The sequence below is a fragment of the Winogradskyella ouciana genome (assembly GCF_965284585.1).
GTDB lineage: Bacteria > Bacteroidota > Bacteroidia > Flavobacteriales > Flavobacteriaceae > Winogradskyella > Winogradskyella ouciana.
Genome location: NZ_OZ260095.1, coordinates 2,308,443 through 2,332,305 on the forward strand (window position 1 = coordinate 2,308,443; position 23,863 = coordinate 2,332,305).

General features: G+C 36.6%; 17 protein-coding genes. 9 read left to right on the forward strand and 8 right to left on the reverse strand.

The window, feature by feature from the left end:
• Nucleotides 1-103 precede the first annotated feature (103 nt).
• A complete protein-coding gene (locus tag ACQ65V_RS10250) occupies nt 104-2,254 on the forward strand; it encodes a TonB-dependent receptor (RefSeq protein ID WP_430467820.1) in 2,151 nt (716 codons plus the stop codon).
• Nucleotides 2,255-2,346: 92 nt separating this feature from the next.
• Entirely contained in the window at nt 2,347-3,072 is a 726-nt protein-coding gene (locus tag ACQ65V_RS10255; RefSeq protein WP_430467821.1) for an energy transducer TonB, read from the forward strand.
• Nucleotides 3,073-3,126: 54 nt separating this feature from the next.
• Here ACQ65V_RS10255 and ACQ65V_RS10260 read toward each other — a convergent pair whose 3' ends face one another.
• The 3 genes from ACQ65V_RS10260 to ACQ65V_RS10270 are packed head-to-tail and all read right to left on the reverse strand — an operon-like array spanning nt 3,127 to nt 5,152.
• Nucleotides 3,127-3,654, reverse strand: coding sequence for a GNAT family N-acetyltransferase (locus tag ACQ65V_RS10260; protein ID WP_430467822.1), 528 nt, complete (start codon nt 3,652-3,654; stop codon nt 3,127-3,129).
• Nucleotides 3,655-3,673: 19 nt separating this feature from the next.
• On the reverse strand, nt 3,674-4,591 hold the full coding sequence (locus tag ACQ65V_RS10265; RefSeq protein ID WP_430467823.1) for a PhzF family phenazine biosynthesis protein: 918 nt from the start codon (nt 4,589-4,591) through the stop codon (nt 3,674-3,676).
• 6 nt (nt 4,592-4,597) lie between these two features.
• Nucleotides 4,598-5,152, reverse strand: a complete 555-nt coding sequence (locus ACQ65V_RS10270) for a thioredoxin family protein (protein ID WP_430467824.1) — start codon at nt 5,150-5,152, stop codon at nt 4,598-4,600.
• A gap of 100 nt (nt 5,153-5,252) precedes the next feature.
• Between ACQ65V_RS10270 and ACQ65V_RS10275 the strand changes: the two genes are divergently transcribed.
• The gene (locus ACQ65V_RS10275; RefSeq protein WP_430467825.1) at nt 5,253-5,588 is read left to right on the forward strand and encodes a tRNA-binding protein; all 336 of its coding nucleotides are present in this window, start codon (nt 5,253-5,255) and stop codon (nt 5,586-5,588) included.
• 103 nt (nt 5,589-5,691) lie between these two features.
• Here the strand turns inward: ACQ65V_RS10275 and ACQ65V_RS10280 are convergent, their stop codons facing one another.
• The 3 genes from ACQ65V_RS10280 to ACQ65V_RS10290 form a co-directional block, all read right to left on the reverse strand.
• On the reverse strand, nt 5,692-8,202 hold the full coding sequence (locus ACQ65V_RS10280) for a M14 family zinc carboxypeptidase (RefSeq protein ID WP_430467826.1): 2,511 nt from the start codon (nt 8,200-8,202) through the stop codon (nt 5,692-5,694).
• 86 nt (nt 8,203-8,288) lie between these two features.
• A complete protein-coding gene (locus ACQ65V_RS10285) occupies nt 8,289-8,678 on the reverse strand; it encodes a PUR family DNA/RNA-binding protein (protein WP_273292829.1) in 390 nt (129 codons plus the stop codon).
• 64 nt (nt 8,679-8,742) lie between these two features.
• Entirely contained in the window at nt 8,743-10,500 is a 1,758-nt protein-coding gene (locus ACQ65V_RS10290) for an ABC transporter ATP-binding protein (protein ID WP_430467827.1), read from the reverse strand.
• Between the two features lie 132 nt (nt 10,501-10,632).
• On the opposite strand from ACQ65V_RS10290, the gene ACQ65V_RS10295 reads away from it, so the two are divergent.
• The 5 genes from ACQ65V_RS10295 (at nt 10,633) to ACQ65V_RS10315 (ending at nt 14,362) form a co-directional block, all read left to right on the forward strand.
• Nucleotides 10,633-11,736 carry a Glu/Leu/Phe/Val family dehydrogenase gene (locus tag ACQ65V_RS10295; protein ID WP_430467828.1) on the forward strand — a complete coding sequence of 368 codons (1,104 nt, stop codon included), beginning with the start codon at nt 10,633-10,635 and terminating at the stop codon, nt 11,734-11,736.
• A 92-nt stretch (nt 11,737-11,828) separates the two neighbouring features.
• Complete coding sequence (gene nusB, locus ACQ65V_RS10300) at nt 11,829-12,773, forward strand: transcription antitermination factor NusB (RefSeq protein WP_430467829.1); 945 nt, start codon at nt 11,829-11,831, stop codon at nt 12,771-12,773.
• 123 nt (nt 12,774-12,896) lie between these two features.
• On the forward strand, nt 12,897-13,445 hold the full coding sequence (locus tag ACQ65V_RS10305) for a DUF1573 domain-containing protein (RefSeq protein ID WP_155089777.1): 549 nt from the start codon (nt 12,897-12,899) through the stop codon (nt 13,443-13,445).
• 10 nt (nt 13,446-13,455) lie between these two features.
• Complete coding sequence (gene yajC, locus ACQ65V_RS10310; protein ID WP_155089778.1) at nt 13,456-13,746, forward strand: preprotein translocase subunit YajC; 291 nt, start codon at nt 13,456-13,458, stop codon at nt 13,744-13,746.
• Nucleotides 13,747-13,888: 142 nt separating this feature from the next.
• The gene (locus ACQ65V_RS10315) at nt 13,889-14,362 is read left to right on the forward strand and encodes a hypothetical protein (RefSeq protein ID WP_430467830.1); all 474 of its coding nucleotides are present in this window, start codon (nt 13,889-13,891) and stop codon (nt 14,360-14,362) included.
• An 84-nt stretch (nt 14,363-14,446) separates the two neighbouring features.
• Here ACQ65V_RS10315 and ACQ65V_RS10320 read toward each other — a convergent pair whose 3' ends face one another.
• Together ACQ65V_RS10320 and ACQ65V_RS10325 are read right to left on the reverse strand one after the other, a co-directional pair.
• Nucleotides 14,447-15,046: a YdeI/OmpD-associated family protein gene (locus tag ACQ65V_RS10320; RefSeq protein WP_430467831.1), complete on the reverse strand. Its 600-nt coding sequence runs from the start codon at nt 15,044-15,046 to the stop codon at nt 14,447-14,449.
• 94 nt (nt 15,047-15,140) lie between these two features.
• The gene (locus ACQ65V_RS10325) at nt 15,141-16,067 is read right to left on the reverse strand and encodes a hypothetical protein (RefSeq protein WP_430467832.1); all 927 of its coding nucleotides are present in this window, start codon (nt 16,065-16,067) and stop codon (nt 15,141-15,143) included.
• A gap of 499 nt (nt 16,068-16,566) precedes the next feature.
• Between ACQ65V_RS10325 and ACQ65V_RS10330 the strand changes: the two genes are divergently transcribed.
• Nucleotides 16,567-23,862: a T9SS type A sorting domain-containing protein gene (locus ACQ65V_RS10330; RefSeq protein ID WP_430467833.1), complete on the forward strand. Its 7,296-nt coding sequence runs from the start codon at nt 16,567-16,569 to the stop codon at nt 23,860-23,862.
• Nucleotide 23,863: the final 1 nt, after the last annotated feature.

A 23,863-nucleotide genomic window follows, 5' to 3' on the forward strand; every position in this document is an offset into this window, starting at 1 on the left:
TAAAATGGAATTTTTAGCCTTGTAAAAATGATTGAAGTTTGCTTCATCAATTTATACTGAATTAGTTTCAGTATCAAAAAACGAACTTTTAATCAATCAAAAAATGAACAAATTAATCACCATCATTTGCTTATGTCTCATCAACCTAAGTTATTCACAAACTACAATTTCAGGAAAGGTAGTGGATCATAAAAACCAACCGATAGTTGGTGCCAATATTTATTTAGATGGCACTTACGATGGTGACACATCTAACGACGAAGGTAAATTTGATTTTACTACAGAAGAAAAAGGAACTCAAACTTTGGTTATTTCCTTTCTATCTTATGAAACCAAAACGATTATTGATGATGTTTCAAAACTATCCAATTTACAAATAACACTAAGGGAAGATGTAGAATCTTTGGATGCCGTTGTTTTAAGTGCTGGTACGTTTGAAGCCAACGATAACAGCAAGGTGTCAGTCTTAAACTCTTTAGATGTGGTGACCACGGCTAGCGCTTTGGGTGACTTTGTAGGCGCCTTACAAACACTGCCAGGAACCACGAATGTAGCGGAAGATGGTCGACTGTTTGTGAGAGGAGGCAATGCAGATGAAACCCAAATATTTATTGATGGTATAAGGGTGTTTACGCCATATTCACCAACGACCAACAATATTCCTACGCGTGGTCGTTATTCACCGTTTTTGTTTGATGGTATTACATTTTCTACTGGTGGTTATTCTTCCGAATTTGGTCAGGCGTTATCCAGCGTTTTGCTTTTAAATACCATTGACGAGCCCGATCAGGAAAAAACGGATATTGGGATTATGACCGTTGGTGCAGCTTTGGGTAATACCCAGAAATGGGAAAAATCATCCTTAAGTTTCAATGCAACATATATTAATTTAGCACCTTATTTAGCCGTTTTTAAAGACAGAAATGACTGGGAAACACCATACCAAGGAGCGCAAGGAGAAACCGTATTTAGACAACGTTTAGAAAACGGAATGCTAAAGTTTTATGCGGCTTTTGATACTTCAAAATTTGAATTGACCCAAGAAGATATCAATCTTGAAAATGGATTGGATTTTAAATTAAATAATAACAATTTTTATCTCAATACTTCTTATAAAGGTGTTCTTGGAAATGGGTGGACCTTAAGTACAGGCTTGAGCTATACCTACGCCAAAAATGAAATAGGAGTAATGACAAGTGATATAGAGAATAGAGAAAACTCAGCACATATTAAGCTAAAATTAAAGAAACGGTTTAATAGTAGGTTTAAATTGAGTATTGGCGCTGAGCAGTTTGTGACTGATTTTAATGAAAACTTTAAGGACGGATCCATAGATGGAACTTATGGTTTTAAAAATAACATCACAGCAGGTTTTGCTGAGGCAGATTTAATATTTTCAAGGGATTTGGCTCTTAAAGTCGGTGTGAGAGCAGATCACAGTTCAATATTTAATACTACAGATTTTGCTCCGAGAACAGCTTTAGCATATAAGACATCTAAAAATGGACAGATTTCATTGGCCTATGGTAACTTTTTTCAAAACCCAAATAGTTCTATTTTAAAGTTTGAAAACGATTTAAATTCGGAAAAAACCACACATTACATTCTTAACTATCAGCACGTTAATGACGGTAAAATATTTAGGGCAGAAGCTTACAGAAAAGATTACGATAATTTAATAAAGTATGATACAGAGTTTACAACTTTTGAAAGTAATTACACCACAAATGGTGATGGCTTTGCTCAAGGTGTCGATATTTTTTGGCGAGACAATACAAGTGTTAAGAATTTAGATTATTGGGTAAGCTATTCTTATTTGGATACAGAACGTAACTATAGAAATTTTGAAACATCTGCCCAGCCTAATTTTGCAACCAACCACAATGTATCCGTTGTTGGAAAGTATTGGATAGATAGCTGGAAAAGCCAGATTGGTTTGGCCTATAGCTATTCATCAGGAAGACCTTATACTAATCCGAATACCAATGAATTTCTCAGCGAACGTACTAAGGCATTTAATAGCTTAAGTTTTAATTGGGCATATCTTTTAGATCAACAGAAAATTCTATACTTCTCAGTTAATAATGTGTTGGGCTTTAAGAATGTAAACGGTTATCAGTATGCGAATTCACCAGATATGAATGGACAATTTAGTAGAAGAGCCTTAAAACCTGCTGCAGATCAATTCTTTTTTGTGGGCTTCTTTTGGACGATAAGTGAAGATGGTACGGATAACCAGTTGGATAATTTATAAAATATAATTCGTTGATTATCAATTAAACATGATGAATATCATATTTTTTGCGCTTTTGTTTGGGTAACTTTAAGGTATAAAATTTTCAAGTTATGCAAGTCAAGAAGAATCCAAAAGCCAATGTAGGTCGAAACAGCAGTTTGTATTTTGCTGTTGGTTTAAACGTAATGTTACTCCTAACCTATATAGGATTAGAACATAAGACTTATGTCAAAGAAGCCGTTAGTTATGATACCTTAATGTTGACAGAACAATTAGAGGAAGATATACCTATTACTACAATTAATATTCCACCGCCACCGCCACCTAAACAAATAGTTGCTGAAGCCATTACTATAGTAGAGGATGTTGAAGAAATAGAAGAAACTTTTGTTGAAAGTACAGAAATAGGTCAGGATGATATCATAGAGGAGCGCGTGATAAGTGTTGAAGAGGTTGAAGTAGAAGAAATAGAAGAGGATATAGAAGTTCCATTTGCTGTAATAGAGAAGGTGCCTACTTTTCCAGGTTGTACAGGTAATAATGCGGAGTTAAAAGCTTGTTTCCAAATTAAAATGAAAGAGCATTTGCAAAAGCATTTTAAATATCCTCAAGCAGCTTCAGAAATGAATATTCACGGAAAGGTATTTGTATTTTTCTTAATCAATAAAGATGGCTACGTTACCAATATTCAGTCTAGAGGTCCAGATAAACTTTTAGAGAAAGAAGCAGAACGTATTATCGGCCTACTTCCTCAAATGGAACCAGGAAAGCAACGAAATGTTCCAGTAGGAGTTCCATATAGCATACCTATAAATTTTACATTACGACAGCAATAAAAAATACTGTTGTACTTAATATTAAATATTGATAAAACCTCTTTCAAAGAGCTTTTATCGTATTTGGGTATTTTCTAGAATGTACCAATTACATAGATCACCTTCAAACTCAAAGGTGCCAGAAGGTTGCATACCTATTTTTTTAAGAATAGTATTAGATGCGATATGATTTACATCTGCTGCGGCGCAAATTTCTTTTAGTTTTAAATCATTGAAACCAAAGTCTAGTGATGCTATGGCAGCTTCTGTAGCGTAGCCGTTTCCCCAAAATTCTTCTTTTAATCTATATCCTAAGTCATAATAATCAAACTCTTTACGTAATTCGCGTTCAGATTTTAATCCAGACCAACCTATAAACTCACCTGTGTCTTTCCTTTCCATGGCCAACCGACCAACTCCATAATCCTTATACTGTTGTAAAATCCCTTCAATTTTAGATTTGGACTGCTCTATGGAAGTCACAGGATTATTGCCAAGATAGATATGAACTTTAGGATTAGAATCCATCTCATAGAAATTTTGAGCATCATTTTCATTGATGGGTCTTAGGATAAGGCGTTTGGTTTCGAGTTTAATATTCAATTTATAGTATTTAGTTTAATTATATATTCCATTTTCCTGAGCCTACGTCTACTACATGACCACCGACTTTTATTTGATATTCACTATCAGACTTTGTGCCGTTTAAATATAGGAATGATTTTCTGTTCATTTGAAAGCCTTGTTCAACTATAGCTGAAATCTTAGGTGATTCATGTTTTAGTAAGTAGGCTAAAAAGCATCCATTAGCACTGCCAGTTGCAGCATCTTCTATTACTTTTCCTCCTTCAAGACAAAACATTCGTGCATTAAAATTATGGGATTTATCAAAAGTTTCGCTGGTGACAAAAAATAAAGAGGTTGACAATTTGCTAGGGCTGTTGGTTTTGTGTTTTTGGTGGGTTTTTAAAAATCCTTCGAAATAACCACCTTTGATATTTAATTGGTTCATCTCCTCTAAATTAATCACAGGAATTATAATATAAGGTAAACCAGTGCTTATTTCTAAGATGGGTTTTGAGGCATCTATAACGTTGGAATTTAAATTTAGCCCCTTAGCAACCGCACTAATATCAAAAGTTTCCATGAATTTTGGCTGTGCTTGGGTCATGGTTAAAATTGCATCGTCAATAGGACTAATGGTTTCAATATCGACACTAATAGTATCATGTTTTAGTTGAATATTGAGTTTAGGTGTTGGTTGTTTAGTGATGTGTTTTGAAATAACAAAAGCAGTGCCCAAAGTAGGATGACCAGCAAATGGTACTTCGTATTCTGGTGTAAAAATCCTAACATCAAAAGTGTTTTCTGTAAGTTGCTTCTTTATAAAACTAACCTCTGAAAAATTCAACTCTTTGGCAATACTCTGCATGGTGTTCGTATTGGCCAAATCATCAAAATCTAGAAATACGGCAAGTTGGTTACCACCATATTTAGTTTTGGTAAATACGTCAACGAGATGATAATCTATAGTAGACATTAATTTTTACTTCCACTTAATATTACAACCCATACTTGGTTTTTGGTCCTTGCTTACAGGTTTGTTGTCCACCAGCGCATCCATTGCTGCTCGTATGTCTTCTCCTGTAACTGGTATACCGTTTCCTGGTCTTGAGCCATCTAGTTGACCTGCATAGACCAATTCTAATTTATCATCGAATAGAAAGAAATCTGGTGTACATGCTGCATCGTAAGCTTTAGCGACCTCTTGAGTCTGGTCATACAGATATGGAAAGATATATTCATTTTCTATGGCATTTTGCTTCATTAAGTGCGGTGCATCTTGTGGGTAATTTTCCACATCGTTACTGCTGATAGCAATACACTTTATACCTTTTGAGATGTAGTCTTTTGCCAATTGTGAAAGCTCAGAGCTCACATGAACCACAAAAGGGCAGTGATTGCAAATAAACATTACCAATGTACCTGTGGTTCCTTTGAGTTTATCTAATGATTTTACTTGGTCGTCTTTAGTATCAACTAAACTAAAGTCTGGTGCTTTTGTGCCTAGTGGTAACATATTTGATTCTGTCCGTGCCATTATATTTTTAGTATTTTAGTGCTTAATAAAAAATTTCCGTTTTTCGGAAAAGTTGCTGAAACTTGCCTTCGACAGGCTCAGCCTCATATTTCAATTTAATATGGATAATATAATAACATTCGATGACTTTACAAAGGTAGACTTACGTATAGGCACTATAATTGAAGTCAATGATTTTCCAAATGCCAGAAAGCCTGCATATCAGTTGACTATAGACTTTGGTGATTTAGGAATAAAAAAATCATCAGCCCAAATTACAACCCAATACCAAAAAGAGGATTTAGTAAACAGACAAATAGTAGCTGTGATCAACTTTCCTAAAAAGCAGATTGCCAATTTTATGAGTGAATGCTTAGTGATGGGAGCTGTAAAAGTGGATGATGTGTTTCTATTGCATCCTGAAACTAGGGTTAAAAATGGTTCGCAAGTGTCTTAATTGAACCGTCATTGCGAAGCCTTTAGGCTGTGGCAATCTCATTGTAAATAACTAAAATTGAAAAGATTGCCACGTCAATCGTTCCTCATTCCTCGCAATGACGTTAAAATTCATCCCTAAAAAAGATAGCATTCATCAACAACTTGTTGGTACCATACCAGAAAGCTCTAAAGTTAGTATTATCCGTAAATGCTATGATATTTCCTCTACCAATACCACCTATTTTTAAAGGTACCGACAAGCTAAGGCTGTCTAGGTTTTCTTCAGAAATGTAGCCACTTAATAATGGATTTTTAGTGTACTGAATCGGATTGTTGTAGCTGTTTTTGTCTGGATTGATAAATAGCGTTGTGTTTCTAAACATGGCTAATTTATCATTCTTATAACCAAAGTTAATAGGGTGAGAGCGATCTAACTTGGTTTCAAAAATGGCACCACCAATAACCTGTGCTCCTCTAAAATCACCACGTTGTTCATAGCTTATATTCTTTGCTGTAACATTGTTGTTTTTCTTAAAATCAATTTTCATTAATTCTTTAGAATTTAACCAACGCAACGCACTTCTATAAGCTACTAAAGTACCACCATCTTGAATCCAGCTTTTTAATTTTTTGGTATTGTTGTCATTTAGACCTGAGCGAGAATTTACCATAATGATGGTGTTATATCGACTTAGATCAGCACGTCCAAAACTTTTAGTGTCTAGTTTAGTAGCGACGATGTCGTAGCGTGTATCTAATAGATGCCAAATTTCACCAGCATCGTAAGATGTCATTCCATCACCGACCAATAGTGCAACTTTAGGCAATTCTAAATTTCTAAAATTACGACTTCCAAGGTCTATGCCGTCGTTTAAACCTGTTGAAACCGCGTCAATATTGATATGACTTTCCTTTGCTGCATCATCCAAGAATGTATAAATTTCTGAGCTTGATAAATCCTGATTTTTAACAGGAATCATTATGGTACCATAGTCATACGATTTGCCATTAGCCTTAAACGTTTTAAGGCTCACCTTTGCTCTTAGACCCTTTTTAAGGATTTCGTTCAAAAGTTTTGGAGCATAGTATTCGTGCCACTCAAACAAATAAGTGTAGTCGCTTTTAGAATTTACTCCACCATTTTTATGAGTTAAATTATTAACTTCAGCTCCTGCATTTGCAGTAGTAGTTTCTGTATAGTCTAAATTAAAAGCCAATGGAAACGTCCAAGCAGAAACATCATAAAACAAACTGTCTTGAAATGTTGTACGCTTTTCAAACATGGCATTGATAAGCCTTGTGTTCTTTTGATTTTTTGGAACCACGTAACTGTAACCTTTTTTGTATGATTTTCCATCTGCTGAAAAATCAGATTTAACGTCGTGGAATTTTATGTTGTGACGCTTCAATATTTCTGCAAGATGATACGTTTTTGCTGCATCCTTTTCATCACCAAATACGATGGCTTTATTGCCTTCTTTTGAAGCTTCGTTCCGTGCATTTTTGAAAAAGTTATGCTGGTACTCTAAAATTTCTTCACGCATATTATTCGCAGCTTCAAGCGTTGATAAGGCTGCGGTAAATTGATTTCTTATAGTAAAAGGAAACGTTAATAAGCCATTCTCACTTTCCTGAATATGACCTCTAGAACTCGCTTGTTCAAATAAGATTCCAATACTACCATTAATATCTGGAAAGGTTGATCCCTTACCATAATAAAAATCATCAAAGCTTTCTTCAGAATAATACAACGAACCGATTTTATCAAAGGCTTTGGCATGGTATTCTGCAATGCCTTTGGTTAATTCTTGGTTCATTTTTGGTGTTAAAGGATGTGTTCGAGACGGAATACCAGGCTGAAAAAAGAAACTGGAATTGGTGCCCATTTCATGATGATCTGTAAGTATGTTTGGCATCCAATTGTGAAAGGTTTCTATTCTTGCTCTAGACTCTGGTAATTGTACGGGTAACCAATCCCTGTTCATATCGAACCAATAGTGATTGGTACGTCCACCAGGCCAAACTTCGCTGTATTCTCTGTCGTTGGGATCTGGATTTAAATTCATGCTACGATTGGTATTTGCCCAATAGGCAAAACGTTGCAGTCCATCTGGATTAAAAGATGGATCGAATAAAATTACGGTGTTATTGAGTAAGTCATCAATCTTCGGACCTTGTGCAGCGGCTAAATAATAAGCGGCAACCAATGCCGCATTAGAACCGCTCGGTTCATTACCGTGAATGGAAAACCCTTGGTAAACCACAATTGGTCTGTTTTCTACGTTAGCGTTGTTGTTTTCGGTAGCTGCCACATGTGCAGATTGAATAGCTTTGAGATTTTGATGATTTTCTGGAGATGTAATCGTTAATAACAAAAGCGGTCTATCCTCAAAAGTTTTACCTCGGTCTTCAATTGTAATTCTATCAGAAGTATTTGCTAAAGCATACATGTATTGTACTAACTTGTCGTGAGTGATGTGCCATTCGCCTACCTCATGACCAATGATACTTTTTGGAGTTGGAATATTAGAATTGTAGCTAACATCCTGAGGTAAATAATATGATAAATCCGTTTGGGATTGAGAAAATAGGGTAGTGGTTGCTATAAAAAGCAATAGTACAATATGTCGCATATAGTATTTTAATTGTTGGTTAAAGCCTAAAAATAAAAAAACCCTGAGGATAATATCAGGGTTTTTCTATAATTTAACAAAGTAGTTTAAATATCATCAAAGCTAATATCTGTAAAGCTATCTGTGCTTTGAGTATCTTCTGGTGTTTTTGCTTCTTGAGCTACAAAGTCATCTTCGCGTTTAAAGTCTTTTTGATGACGCTCGCTTATAACTTCTTCACCTTTTTCGTTGATAATGTAATCGGTCATTTCTGCCAAAATCTCTCTAAATTCAGAGAAGTCCTCTTTATATAGGTAGATTTTGTGTTTTTTATAATGATAAGATCCATCATCATTTGTAAACTTTTTACTTTCCGTGATAGTTAAGTAGTAATCTCCTGCTTTAGTTGCTCTAACATCAAAGAAATACGTTCGTCTCCCTGCGCGCAATACTTTAGAATATATCTCTTCCTTGTCCATCATTCCATAATCGCTCATAGCTAATCTTTAATTTTTAAATTCAAAATCAAAAATCTAAAAAAAAACCTAACTAACAAACAAATTATTGCATTTCTTTTTCAGAGAGTTGCTTAGTGTAAAGCTCTTTGTAGTAACCATCTGTACTGATAAGTGTTTCGTGGGTTCCGGTCTGTATAACCTTACCATCCTCTAATACGATAATCTTATCCGCATTTTTTGCTGATGAGACACGATGACTAACAATGATTGTTGTTTTATCTTTAGTCAGTTTCACTAAATTTTTGAGTATTTTCTCTTCAGTTTCTGTATCAACGGCAGATAAACAATCATCAAATAAAAGGATATCTGGCTTTTTAATAATGGCTCGCGCAATAGAAACACGTTGTTTTTGACCACCGGACAATGTAATGCCACGTTCGCCTAAAATAGTCTCATAGCCTTTATTAAACCCAATAATATTTTTGTGTACCCTTGCGTTTTGGGCAGCTTCTATAACTTCTTCATCAGTAGCGTCTTCCTTTCCAAACTTTATATTGTTCTTAATAGTATCTGAAAATAAAAATGCATCTTGTGGTACATAACCAATACTTTCCCTTAAACTGTGGAGGTTAAGTTCTGAAATAATTTTATCATCAACTAAAACTTGCCCTTGGTCAATATCATAAAGACGACCAATTAAATCTAGAATTGTTGATTTACCAGAACCAGTCTTCCCTAAAATCGCTAAGGTTTCTCCAGAATTTAATTTAAAGCTTACATTTTTCAAAGCTTCAATATTCGTATCAGGATATACAAATGATACATTTTTAAATTCTATATCCCCTTTAATAGGAGTAAGTTCGTTTGCTTTATTTCTAATTTCAGGTTCGGTATTTAAAAACTCATTGATTCGCTCTTGCGAAGCTTCGGCCTGTTGTACCAATGAGGTCACCCAACCGACAATGGCAACTGGCCAGGTTAGCATATTAACATAGATTAAAAATGCTGCTATGGTACCAATATTCTCAATTTCGCCATTCATGTATTGTGTACCTCCAATATAAACTACGATGAGGTTACTAATTCCTATGAGAAGAATCATCATAGGAAAAAACAAAGCTTGTACCTTGGTTAAATTGATTTGTTTCTGACGATTTTGTGCAGAAAGGTCATCGAATTCTGTATTGGTTTGTGGCTCAATACCGTAGGATTTAATAACTGATATACCACTAAATGTTTCTTGAGTGTATGTTGATAGCGTTGATAATGATTGCTGTACAATCGTACTGCGCTTATTAATCAATTTACTTAATTTATATATAGCAACAGAAAGAATTGGAAGCGGCAGTAAGGTATACATTGTTAATTTGGGCGCCGTATTTACCATATATATAATCGCAACGGTAAATAATGTAATGGTGTTCATGGTGTACATTATGGCTGGGCCGACATACATACGGACTTTACCTACGTCTTCACTAATACGATTCATTAAATCACCTGTTCTATTAGACTTGTAAAAGTTTAGTGATAGAATTTGATAATGTTGATAAATTTCATTCTTAAGGTCATATTCAATATGGCGAGAGACGTTTATAATAGTTTGTCGCATCAAAAACGTAAAAATACCAGCAATGACAGCAGCGCCAATTAAGTATAAAATATTGGTCATGAGTTCTGCTCTAAAAACTTCTTCTGTTATTTTTCCTTCCAAACGGTCAGAAACCACATTGATGGAAGCGCCAACTAGCCTTGGAGTAAAAAGCGCAAAAACTTTTGCCACAATGGTAATGATAATGCCAACTATTAATCGGTATCGATACTTAAAAAAGTACTTATTAAGATGCTTTAATGCTTTCATGTTGTATTTGGTCAGTCAAAAGTATTACGATAATCTTATTTTGACGTTAATATTTTGCTAATCCTCCAATATATCTTTATTTTTGCACGCTGTTTTTAGACAATCTTCAAATAGCCTTAAATCTTAATTTAAATGACTTCAGATATAATAAGTCCTAAGGAGCTTTCAAAGTTAGATCCTGTTTTTGGTCAAAACTCTTTTGACGATCACGAGCAAATCGTTTTTTGCAACGACAAAGATACTGGTTTAAAAGCAATTATTGGTATCCATAATACAGTATTGGGACCTGCTCTGGGAGGTACAAGAATGTGGAATTATGCTAATGAGTGGGAAGCCTTAAATGATGTTCTGCGATTATCACGTGGTATGACGTTTAAATCTGCAATTACAGGTTTAAACCTGGGTGGCGGTAAAGCGGTAATTATAGGTGATGCCAAAACCCAAAAGACACCAGAATTAATGAGACGTTTTGGTGAATTCGTGCACTCATTGAGCGGTAAATATATCACAGCTGAAGATGTAGGTATGACTACAGATGATATGGATACAGTAAGAGATGTGACACCTTACGTTACAGGTATTTCTGAAAGTAAAGGCGGAGCAGGTAATCCATCGCCAATAACAGCGTATGGTGTGTTTATGGGAATGAAAGCCGCGGCTAAATTTCAATATGGCTCAGATGTGCTTGAAGATAAGAACGTTTATGTACAAGGTATAGGCCATGTGGGTGAGGCTTTAGTGGAGCATTTGGTTAATGAAGGTGCCAATGTTACCATTGCAGATATTAATCAAGAACGATTGGAAGAGGTACGATCTAAATATGGTGCTACGATTTATGGAGGGAGTGATATTTATAGCGAACCTATGGATATTTATGCACCGTGTGCTCTAGGAGCAACCATAAATGACGAGACCATTAATAAAATACAAGCTAAGATAATTGCAGGAGCAGCAAATAATCAGCTTGCAGAAGAAAATAAGCACGGTAAAATATTGCAAGAACGCGGTATCGTATACGCACCAGATTTTTTAATTAATGCTGGCGGAATAATCAATGTTTATGCAGAATTAGAAGATTATGACAAGCAGGAGATAATGCGTAAGACTGAAAATATTTTTAATACAACCTTAGAGATTTTAGATAATGCCAAAGTGAATAATATAACTACACATACGGCAGCTTTAAATATCGCACGAGAGCGTATTGAAACCCGTAAAAGAGAAAACTCTAAATAATTTTTTTCAGAGTTAAATAATAGTATTTTTGCAAGGTGAATCTCAATAGGTTCACCTTTTTTAATAATCCAACAAAAAGTAGTTCTTTACATATGCTAAACAGAAGACACATCAGAATAAAAGTAATGCAATCCTTGTACGCTTTTAAAGGCACTGAAAGTGATGATCTTGCAAAAGACGAAAAATTTTTACTGCATAGTTTAGATAGTATGTATGATTTGTACCTTTCTATTTTAGCCTTGCTTACAGAGCTGAATAAAAAAAGTAAGGATTATAACGAAAAACTTCAAAAGAAACTTTTAGGTTCAGACTCTGATAGAAATCCAAACACCAAATTACAAGACAATCAGTTATTGCAATTTATAAGCAGTAATGCTATGCTGCAAGATGTTTTAAAAAAGAGAAAACTTAATTATTGGGACTTGGATTTTGAATATGTAGATATTTTGTTCAAAGAGATTATTAAGAGTGATCTTTATAAACATTATATCAACGATACAGAGGAATCCTTTAAAAACGATAAACAATTTATTTTGGATGTTTATTCTGAAGTCATTGCACCAAACGATAAGCTCTATGATTACTTTGAAGATAAAAAACTGACTTGGGTAGATGATCTTCCTGTAGTAAACACAGTCATCTTAAAAATATTGAGAAAAGTAAAACTGACATCGCCAGAAACCATATTAATGCCCAACCTCTATAAGGATGACGATGATAAGGAATTTGCAAAAGACTTACTCAAAAAAACGATCTTAAACGATTCAAAATTTGCAGAAGAAATTGCAGCTAAAACCACCAATTGGGATAGTGAGCGTTTGGCAAGTGTAGATGGTGTACTGCTTAAAATGGCGCTTTGCGAATTTCAAAAATTTCCTTCCATTCCGTACAAAGTGACTATCAATGAGTATCTTGAGATTGCCAAAGAATATTCTACACCAAAAAGTAGTTTATTCATCAATGGCATTTTGGATAAAATTGTAAAAGAATATCAGGCAGACAAGCTTCACCCTAAAGCAGGTAGAGGGTTAATGTAGCTTATATTGCGTAATAAATTTTTTCAGCCAGATGTTAAGGTCAGCCTAAAAATTTTAATTCGTTGAAATAATTACTACCTTTGCCAGCTGTAAATTAGAATATAATTAATTAAAATATAAATAATGAAAAAGGTAATCTTAGGACTTAGTGCATTATGTATGGTAGCTTTTACTTCTTGTAAAGATGATGCTGCTAGTAAAATTAAATCTGAAAATGTAGCTGTTGCTGCAGAAAGAGATGCAAATGCTGGTGATTTTCCAGTATTGAAAATGGACAAAATGGAGCATGATTTTGGAACGATCATGAACGGAACTCCTGTTGAAACTATTTTTAAATACACCAACACAGGTAACTCAATGTTAGTAGTAAGTAACATTAAGAGTACTTGTGGTTGTACAGTACCATCTAATTACACTAAAGAAGTTGCACCAGGTGAGACGGGTCAGTTTACTGTAAAGTTTAATGGTAAAGGTAACGGAAAGGTTTCTAAATCTTTGACAATGACTACAAATACCGAAAAAGGTACAGAAGTTGTTAAGATTACAGCGATGGTAGAGCAAGATCCAAATGCTCCACAGAAAACTCCTAGTAAAACAGCAGTTAACCCATTGTCTACAACTCCTCAAAAGACGTCTACACAACCAGGTCACGAAGGTCATAACCACAATTAATAACTAGTTAATGGAAGGATTAGGATCTTTTTTACCATTTATAGCCATCTTCGCCGTGATGTATTTCTTTATGATTGCACCACAAATGAAGCGCGCCAAGCAAGAAAAGAAATTTGCTAGTGAATTAAAGCGAGGTGATCGTGTGATTACCAAAAGCGGAATGCACGGTAAGGTTGTAGAGTTAAACGATAAAGATAGCAGCTGTGTTATAGAAACCATGGCAGGTAAAATAAAGTTTGACCGTTCTGCAATCTCAATGGAAATGAGTAAAAAACTAAACGCACCAGCTACTGTAAAGTAAGCTGATAGCATATAAAATATAAGAAGCCACTTGAAAGAGTGGCTTTTTTTGTGCCTTAAAAAAGACATAGGGTAAACTGAGTTTGAGGTGTCTTAAGTATATAAGCCAATTACGGTTACGATTAAATCTAAAACCTTGAATTATGAAATTGATAAAGAAAATAGTATTTGTATTTATTTGCCTTATGCCACTTATAGGTTGGCCTCAAAACTCAGATGAAAAAAGTAATGATGTAGAAAAAGAAGAGGAGGAAACAAAAACTGATAAAAAATCTTATTACACAAAAAGAGGAGAAGAAGATGCAAAGTTTGAACAGCAGTTTAATGCTGAAAGCGATAAGAAAGAAAAGGAATTTTGGAAAGAACAAAAAGCCTACGAAAAGGATTTAAAAAAGAGAGATAAAAAAGCTTACAAAGCATATAAAAGAGGGAAACAAGATGCTTACAAGGAGCATTATCTCCATTGCGACCATCATTGCCATCATAGTGAGTATTACTATAACCATGCGTCGTATTATTATCATGGGTACCATAATCATTATTATTATGAAAGGCAACCTCGCTATAGGCAGACAAGAATTAGAGTAAAAACCCCAAGTGTTAGGATAGGTTTTTAGTTTAAGGTTGATTAATTGAGGCCCAAGCCGTTCAAATTTTTGAGCGGCTTGTTTATTTATTGGTTGCTGAGCGAAGTCGAAGCACTAGCAGTTTTTGTACTTATCATTCAAGCCAACACCTTCTATTATCATCGGCGTGATTTTTTCGATACGTTTTATTTTAGTTGCATCTCTTTTGGCTTCAGAAATATACTCGCAATACTCTCTTTGTTTACCAGGAGTTAAAGCATTAAAAGCGGTATCCAATTCTGAATTGGACCTAAACACAGTATTCAACTCATCAGGAATTACAACAGTCTTAGTAGCTTTTTTGGGTTTTATTTCCTTACCTGCACGTTGATTTGCTATAGACTCTTTAACATAAGCCAAAACCACAGCGTCATTAATATCATCTATTGACATAAAACGCATTTGTCTTAAGGCTTTAGTTTTGTTTTCTTGTGCATTGATAAGTAAGTTATGCTCATCATTTAGAAATACTCCATTATGAAACCACAGGCAGAAATGATTTTTAAATGCACCTAGGCCTAACACGTTTTTACCATTAAGGCAATAGGTTGGCATACTCCATTTAACCGTTTCGGTTAATTCTGTTTTGAGTATAATATTTCGCAATAGTGTTAAGGCTTCTGCCCAAGTAGGATTGAGCTCTACATATTCTTCAACGGAGTGGACTTTTTTCATTTCACAATAGTATAATTGAGATATAGTGTATCTCAATATAATACTAAAGAGTACTTACGCCAAATTTCATGTAAAATTATCTCAAAAAAAGATGTTAAGTTAACTCTGACATTACTGGTAAATGATCGGACTGCCAAATACTTTTCATTATTGAATCATCACTACAAGCACCTTTCGGTGCAAAAACATAATTACTCGGTATAACTATTCTGGCAGCATTACCCGAAGAAAAGATATAATCACCACCTCTTTGTCCGGTTTCACCTGTCCAACAACCATTAGATTGGCTACAACTAAAGATAACGTTAGATATATTTACGTCCGTTTTTAAATCTGTATGTCCCAGAGGTTGCCAAGTCATTGATCTTAGGGTGTTTTTTTGCCAATCCCAGCCAGCTTCATTAAAATCACCAGTCATTATAATCTTATATTTTTCCGTAGGGTCAAAGTGTGTCATGGTTTTTACTGCTTCACTCAAGTCGTAACTTACCGTATCAAGATGCGAATAGTAATGGTTAGGGTATTTTGTATTTTCACTACTTCCATGTGGCGCATGTACATTAATAAATAAGATCTTCTCTTTTGTGCTCATATCTTCTAAAATCAAAATATGAAATGGTCTATCAGTTTCAAAACTGTTAAAACGACTGCAGACCTTTTCGATGAGACTATATTTTGTGTCATCATAAAAACTGGCCATTTGCATGTTGTGCCCACCGTTAGTGGCGTGAGTTTTGCTATGTACCATTTTAAGTTTTGATAAACTATTCTTTGCAGCTGCCTGTAGATAGTATGCTTTATTGGCTTCTTGCAAGCCTACAAAGTCAAAATTAGAATGCCCAACTGTTGCAGGTGCACCATCCATAAAATCAGCCATGTTTTGGGCACAAATTGTTAACTGGTCTTTTATAATCCAAGTACAAGAGTTACCTAGATCATAAGCAGATCCCGTAGCTTCATGGCACATAGCCTGAAAGCAAATGTTATATGACAAAACGAGTATTGGTTTCTTTGTATTCATTTGAAAAATATTTGGTTATACTCTCAAATGTATAGAATAATTATGGTCAGATTTTGTGGTTATAATTAGGAACTGGTACTTCCCTTTTTTTTGTCCTACAAAAAGAATGCAGAAGTTTCTTTAAGCTTCTGGGTTAAGGAAACACTAAATGTTAGGACTACGTATTTATAACCGTTTTTATAAAAAGGAGTAATTTCTGGGATAAAAATATAACAATGGTTAATTAATTTGATTATACGCGTTGACACCGTGTGTTTTAAAAATAAGTTACTTATACCATTTTTTTTGTAGTTCATCGAAAAACCTTACAGAAAAAACTTTAACATAATTTTTTGATTAATTTTAAAGGTCTTTATAATCAGGCGATTGATTAATAGCAAAACAATTAAGCGCCAACTTTACTATAAAAGCAGTTACCACTGGTATACTGCAATTTATTATTTATTTAATTCTAGTCCTATGATGTTGTGGTTAGCTATAACCAATAACATTTTATTCAATGACTGAAAAAATTACCTTCGAGGCCCCACCCAAAAAGAATTATTTTTCAATTTTCAAAAAGTTTGATGACCATCCAATTCCCAAAGGAATAAAGATGATGGTACTTGTATTTTTGCTTTCCTTTAGCTTTGGTTTTGCCCAAAATGGTGGTGATGTTTGTGATGCTGCTGAGCCTGTAACAGAAGGTTCAATCACAGGTACAATTATAAGTGAAACCTCTGGCGGTTCCGAATTAGACGGAGGCGGAAGTGATTCGGCATGGTTTGTTTATTCAGCCACTGCAGATGGTACCTTAAATGTCAATTCGTGTTTTGGTGGAGAGGATACGGCATTAGCTATTGGAACAGGTACTTGTGGATCACTGGTACTTCTAGATTTCAATGACGATTCATGTCCTACCGGAACTGGCGCTGATTTTGCTTCAGAAGTAATTTTCCCTGTCACTGCAGGTACAGATTATTACATCGAATGGATAGATTTTTATGGCATTGCTGGATTTCCTTTTGATTGGGAGATTTTATTTACTCCCGCAGGTAACGCTCCAGCTAACGATCTTTTCGCAAACGCTATAGCAGTTGCTTGTAATGATACGGTATTGGGTACAACTATTGATGCTACTTTAGATGAAGCTGATGCTCCAGATGGTGCTGACACACCTGCTGATCCAGATAGTCCATGGGTATGGTACTCATTTACAGGAACTACACCTGGAGAAATAGTAACTCTTTCTACGTGTAATGCTGGTTCTGATTTTGATACAGAGATATTTGTATACACTGGTACTTCAGGAGCTTTAACAAGCGTAGATGAAGGATACGATGAGTGTGGTTCACCAGATTTCTTTGCTGAAACTTCGTTTGAATCCGATGGATCTACGACATATTACATCGCTATAGGCGGATGGAATGCTGGAGATGTTGGTAACTTTGAGTTAAGTGTTGCTTGTGAGGCACCACCAGCTTGTACACCACCAACCATAGATAGTGCAGTCGTCTCAGAAGACTTTTGTGACCCAGATGATGGTAGCGGATCGTTCAACGTTATTGTTGAGGTATCCGATCTAGGCAATTCGTCACCAATGTTCGATGATGGTACTTTACAAACCGCAGTAACACTAGGAACTAATGTTTTAGGACCTTATGACAGTGGTACAAGTGTTACCATTAATATAGACGCAGCAGACGACGATTGTGATTCCAGTCTAGGCGAATTCACATTCACATGTCCTCAACCAGCACCAGCTAACGATCTTTTCGCAGACGCTATAGCAGTTGCTTGTGATGATACAGTATTGGGTACAACCATTAATGCTACTTTAGATGAAGCTGATGCTCCAGATGGTGCAGACACACCTGCTGATCCAGATAGTCCATGGGTATGGTACTCATTTACAGGAACTACAGCTGGAGAAACAGTAACGCTTTCTACGTGTAATGCCGGTTCTGATTTTGATACAGAGATATTTGTATACACTGGTACTTCAGGAGCTTTAACAAGCGTAGATGAAGGATACGATGAGTGTGGTTCACCAGATTTCTTTGCTGAAACTTCGTTTGAATCCGATGGATCTACGACATATTACATCGCTATAGGCGGATGGAATGTTGGAGATGTTGGTAACTTTGAGTTAAGTGTAACATGTGTGGCACCACCAGCCTGTGTTGGCCCAACTATAGATAGTGCAGTAGTCTCAGAAGACTTTTGTGACCCAGATGACGGTAGCGGATCGTTCAACGTTATTGTTGAGGTTTCAGATCTAGGCAATTCGTCACCAATGTTCGATGATGGTACTTTACAAACCGCAGTAGCACTAGGAACTAATGTCTTAGGTCCTTATGACAGTGGTACAAGTGTTACAATAAATATTGATACAGCTGATGACGCTTGCGATTCCAGCCTAGGCGAATTCACATTCACATGTCCTCAACCAGCACCAGCTAACGATCTTTTCGCAGATGCTATAGCAGTTGCTTGTAATGACACGGTATTGGGTACAACTATTAATGCCACTTTAGATGAAGCTGATGCACCAGATGGTGCTGACACACCTGCTGATCCAGATAGTCCATGGGTATGGTACTCATTTACAGGAACTACAGCTGGAGAAACAGTAACACTATCTACGTGTAATGCTGGTTCTGATTTTGATACAGAGATTTTTGTATACACTGGTACTTCAGGTGCTTTAACAAGCGTAGATGAAGGATACGATGAGTGTGGTTCACCAGATTTCTTTGCTGAGACTTCGTTTGAATCCGATGGATCTACGACATATTATATCGCTATAGGCGGATGGAATGTGGGAGATGTTGGTAACTTTGAGTTAAGTGTAACTTGTGAGGCACCACCAGCGTGTGTACCACCAACCATAGACAGTGCAGTCGTCTCAGAAGACTTTTGTGACCCAGATGACGGTAGTGGAACGTTTAACGTCATTGTTGAGGTTTCAGATCTTGGTGATTCATCACCAATGTTCGATGATGGTACTTTACAAACCGCAGTTGCACTAGGAACTAATGTCTTAGGTCCTTATGACAGTGGCACAAACGTTACAATAAATATTGATACAGCTGATGATGCTTGCGATTCTAGCTTAGGCGAATTCACATATACCTGTCCTCCACCAGTACCAGATAACGATGGTTGTGCAGGAGCCCTAACATTAGAATGTGGTGTAACTATAACCGGTAACAATGAAAATGCGACAGCTTCGGGTCTCGATGCTGAGTGTAACGGATTCGCGTCCTCAAGTGCATTGGATTTGTTCTACACATTTGAAGCAGATGGGCTGAGCAGTTATACGGTTGGTCTAGACGATGTAGATGGAGGTTCATCTTTTGATGGAGTACTATTTGTTTACTCTGGTCCATGCGACGACCTTACAAGTATAGGCTGTAGTGACAGTGGTAGCCCGGAGGAAGTGACTTTAGATACGCCAGCAGCGGGAACTTATACGGTAAGAATTTTCGATTACTTCGGTACCGGTGACTTTACGTTAGATTTAACATGTGTGGCACCACCAGCCTGTGTTGGACCAACTATAGATAGTGCAGTTGTCTCAGAAGACTTTTGCGACCCAGATGACGGTAGCGGATCGTTCAACGTAATTGTTGAGGTTTCAGATCTTGGAAATTCATCACCAATGTTCGATGATGGCACTTTACAAACCGCAGTAGCACTAGGAACTAATGTTTTAGGACCTTATGACAGTGGTACAAGTGTTACCATTAATATAGACGCAGCAGACGACGATTGCGATTCTAGCTTAGGCGAATTCACATTCACATGTCCTCAACCAGCACCAGCTAACGATCTTTTCGCAGACGCTATAGCAGTTGCTTGTGATGATACGGTATTGGGTACAACTATTAATGCTACTTTAGATGAAGCTGATGCTCCAGATGGTGCTGACACATTTGCTGATCCAGATAGTCCATGGGTATGGTACTCATTTACAGGAACTACAGCTGGAGAAACAGTAACACTTTCTACGTGTAATGCTGGTTCTGATTTTGATACGGAGATTTTTGTATACACTGGTACTTCAGGTGCTTTAACTAGCGTAGATGAAGGTTACGATGAGTGTGGTTCACCAGATTTCTTTGCTGAAACGTCGTTTGAATCCGATGGATCCACGACATATTATATCGCTATAGGTGGATGGAATGTTGGAGATGTTGGTAACTTTGAGTTAAGTATTACTTGTGAGGCACCAGTTAATACACCACCTACAATTTTAGGTGATCAAACTATAACAGTTTCTGTAGAAGAAAATACAACTGATGTCACTGATGTTGATGCTGTAGATGCAGAAGATGATTTGGCTGGTATAGATTTAACATATTCTATATCAACAACAGATGGTGTAGATGGAGCTTTGTTCAACATAGACGCTACAACAGGAGAGGTTTCCTTTATAAATCCACCAGATTTTGAAAACCCTATGGATTTTGGAGGTAATAACGGTTATAACCTTAGAGTTATAGTAACAGATTCCGGAGGTTTAGAAGATTTTCAGAATATAACAGTATTGGTAACCGATGTTGATGAAACACCAACACCAGATAATGATTTATTCGCAGATGCTATAGCAGTTGCTTGTGATGATACAGTATTTGGTACAACAATAGGAGCTACTTTAGATGAAGCTGATGCTCCAGATAGTCCTGACACATTTGCTGATCCGGATAGTCCATGGGTATGGTACTCATTTACAGGAACTACAGCCGGAGAAACAGTAACACTATCTACGTGTAATGCTGGTTCTGATTTTGATACGGAGATTTTTGTATACACTGGTACTTCAGGTGCTTTAACAAGCGTAGATGAAGGATACGATGAGTGTGGTTCACCAGATTTCTTTGCTGAAACTTCGTTTGAATCCGATGGATCTACGACATATTACATCGCTATAGGCGGATGGAATGCTGGAGACGTTGGTAACTTTGAGTTAAGTATTACTTGTGAGGCACCACCTGCTTGTGTAGGGCCAACAATTACTAGTGCTGATGTAGATGAAACATGTAACTCAGATGGTTCTGGAACCTTCGACGTTGTTATTGAGGTATCCGATCTCGGAAACTCAGCGCCAATGTTCGACGATGGTACAACACAGACAGCTGCAACTCTTGGTACAAATGTTCTAGGTCCTTATGATAGTGGACAAAATGTTACCATAAACATAGATACAACAGACGATGCATGTGATGCTTCTTTAGGGGATTTTACATTTACATGTCCTGTAGCAGGACCAGATAATGATAACTGCGAAGATGCAGAACCAATAGACTGTGGAGATGCAGTATCTGGGTCTACAGAAAATGCTACCAATTCAGGAGGTAATGGTTCACCAGACGTTTACTACGAACTTGCAGGTACTGAAGCAGGTACAGAAGTAACGGTTAGTCTTTGCGGCTCGTCTTTCGATACTTATATTGGTATCCTGGATGCTTGTGATGGAACACTATTATTTTTCAATGATGATTCTTGTGGACTTCAGTCTGAGGTGACGTTTACATCAGATGGTGTAACAACGTATTTAATAAGAGTTGAAGGGTTTGCTTCGGCTTCTGGTGCTTACAATTTAGCGATAAGCTGTGAGGAACCAGAACCTGCACCAGACAATGATTTATTCGCAGACGCAATTGCAGTTTCTTGTGGTGATACAGTATTAGGTACAACAATAGGAGCTACTTTAGATGAAGCTGATGCTCCAGATGGTGCTGACACATTTGCAGATCCAGATAGTCCATGGGTATGGTACTCATTTACAGGAACTACAGCTGGAGAAATAGTAACACTTTCTACGTGTAATGCTGGTTCTGATTTTGATACAGAGATTTTTGTATACACTGGTACTTCAGGTGCTTTAACTAGCGTAGCTGAAGGATACGATGAGTGTGGTTCACCAGATTTCTTTGCTGAAACTTCGTTTGAATCCGATGGATCTACGACATATTATATCGCTATAGGCGGATGGAATGTTGGAGATGTTGGTAACTTTGAGTTAAGTGTTACTTGTGAGACACCAGATCCATGTGATTTACCACTTGAAGATTATTTCTGGACCGGAGCTGTCAGTACCGATTGGACAGAACCAGGAAACTGGGCTGGTGGTATTGCGCCAGGCTTATCAGTATACGGAAACGTGTATATTATAGGAGGTGCACCAAACTATCCTGTTTTAACTCAAAATCTCTATGTAGCTGAATGTTCAAATGTGATTTGTGACCCAGGTACTTCAATAACTGTAAAACCAAACGTTGAACTGACTAACGATGGTATTGTTGATAATTTTAATAACGGAGCTGTTGTATTTGAATCTGATGAAACAGGTTCTGCCTACATAGGTATGGGAATAGGTACCTTCAACGGTGATTATACCGTCGAGCGTTATATACCAGCGAAAAGAGCATACCGTCAATTGGCATCGCCAGTGTTTACATCTGAGCCAATTTCAGAAAACTGGCAACAGGATACGCATATTACAGGTCCTGCAGGTAATACGGATGGCTTTGATGTGACGCAGACAGGTAACCCATCAGCGTATATATTCAATAATGATTCTTATTTATATGAAGAATTGGCAAATACCAATGCTACAGGTCTTATGCCAGGTACCATGTATCATATTTTAATAAGAGGTGACAGAAATACTGATTTAACAAATAATGATGCACCGCCTTCAGTGACCACGTTGCGTGCAACAGGAGCATTAGATACTGAAAACGTCGGAGGTTACACCGTATCGGTAAATGTACCAGAGCAACGCTTTGTGGCCTTTGGTAATCCATTCCAGTCACAGGTAGATATGAGTGATGTAGTCAGCTTGTCTACTAATATTGACAATGTATTCTATTGGGTATGGGATCCTACATTAGGAACTAGAGGAGCCTATACCGCAGTATTTACAGACGGTAGTGGTGCGTCATCACCAGATACGGATGCGAATCAATTTTTACAGGCAGGACAAGCCGCTTGGGTATATACCTCTGGTGCTGGTCTTTCTGAAGTGGAAATTGATCAATCTGCTAAAGATAACTCTCAGGTTGAAACTGATATTTTCAGAAATGGAAGTACAGCAGATCAAGGTCAGTTACGCTTATCACTATACGAGAGCGGTGCATTGGCCAACGGTGAGACCGCTACGGATGCTGTATTAGTGTTATTTGATAGTGATGGCAATAATGGCGTTGATGCTTATGATGCCGTTAACATTACAAATCTCGATGAGAATTTTGCAACCAATAATGATGGTGTCTTATTGAGTATTGAGAATAGAGCAACACCAGTAGATGAGGATGAGATTCCGTTAGAAATCAATACCTATAGAAGTACCAACTACACTATAGTAGCACAAGGTACAGCTATACAGGGAGCTACGGCGTTCTTATACGATGCGTACTTAAATGTACATACGGAGATACCGGCAACAGGTATAGTAAACTACGATTACACAGTTGATTCGAGTTTACCAGGTACTGTTGCAAATAATCGATTTAAAATAGTATTTTCAAATTCTGTTTTATCAATTGATGATTTAAATATCGCTAATGTACTGATGTATCCTAACCCAACTAATCTTGGTAAGTTCTACTTAAATGTTCCATTAGGAATGGATGATCTAGAAGTTACTATCTACGATGTGTTAGGTGTAGAGTTGTATAACAATACCGGATTTAACAGTGGTATGGAAATCACTATAGGCCTTGGAGCAGAATTTAGCATGGGTACGTATTTTGTACACTTAAATTCTCAAGGTAAAACAGTAACCAAGAAGTTAATTATTAATTAAT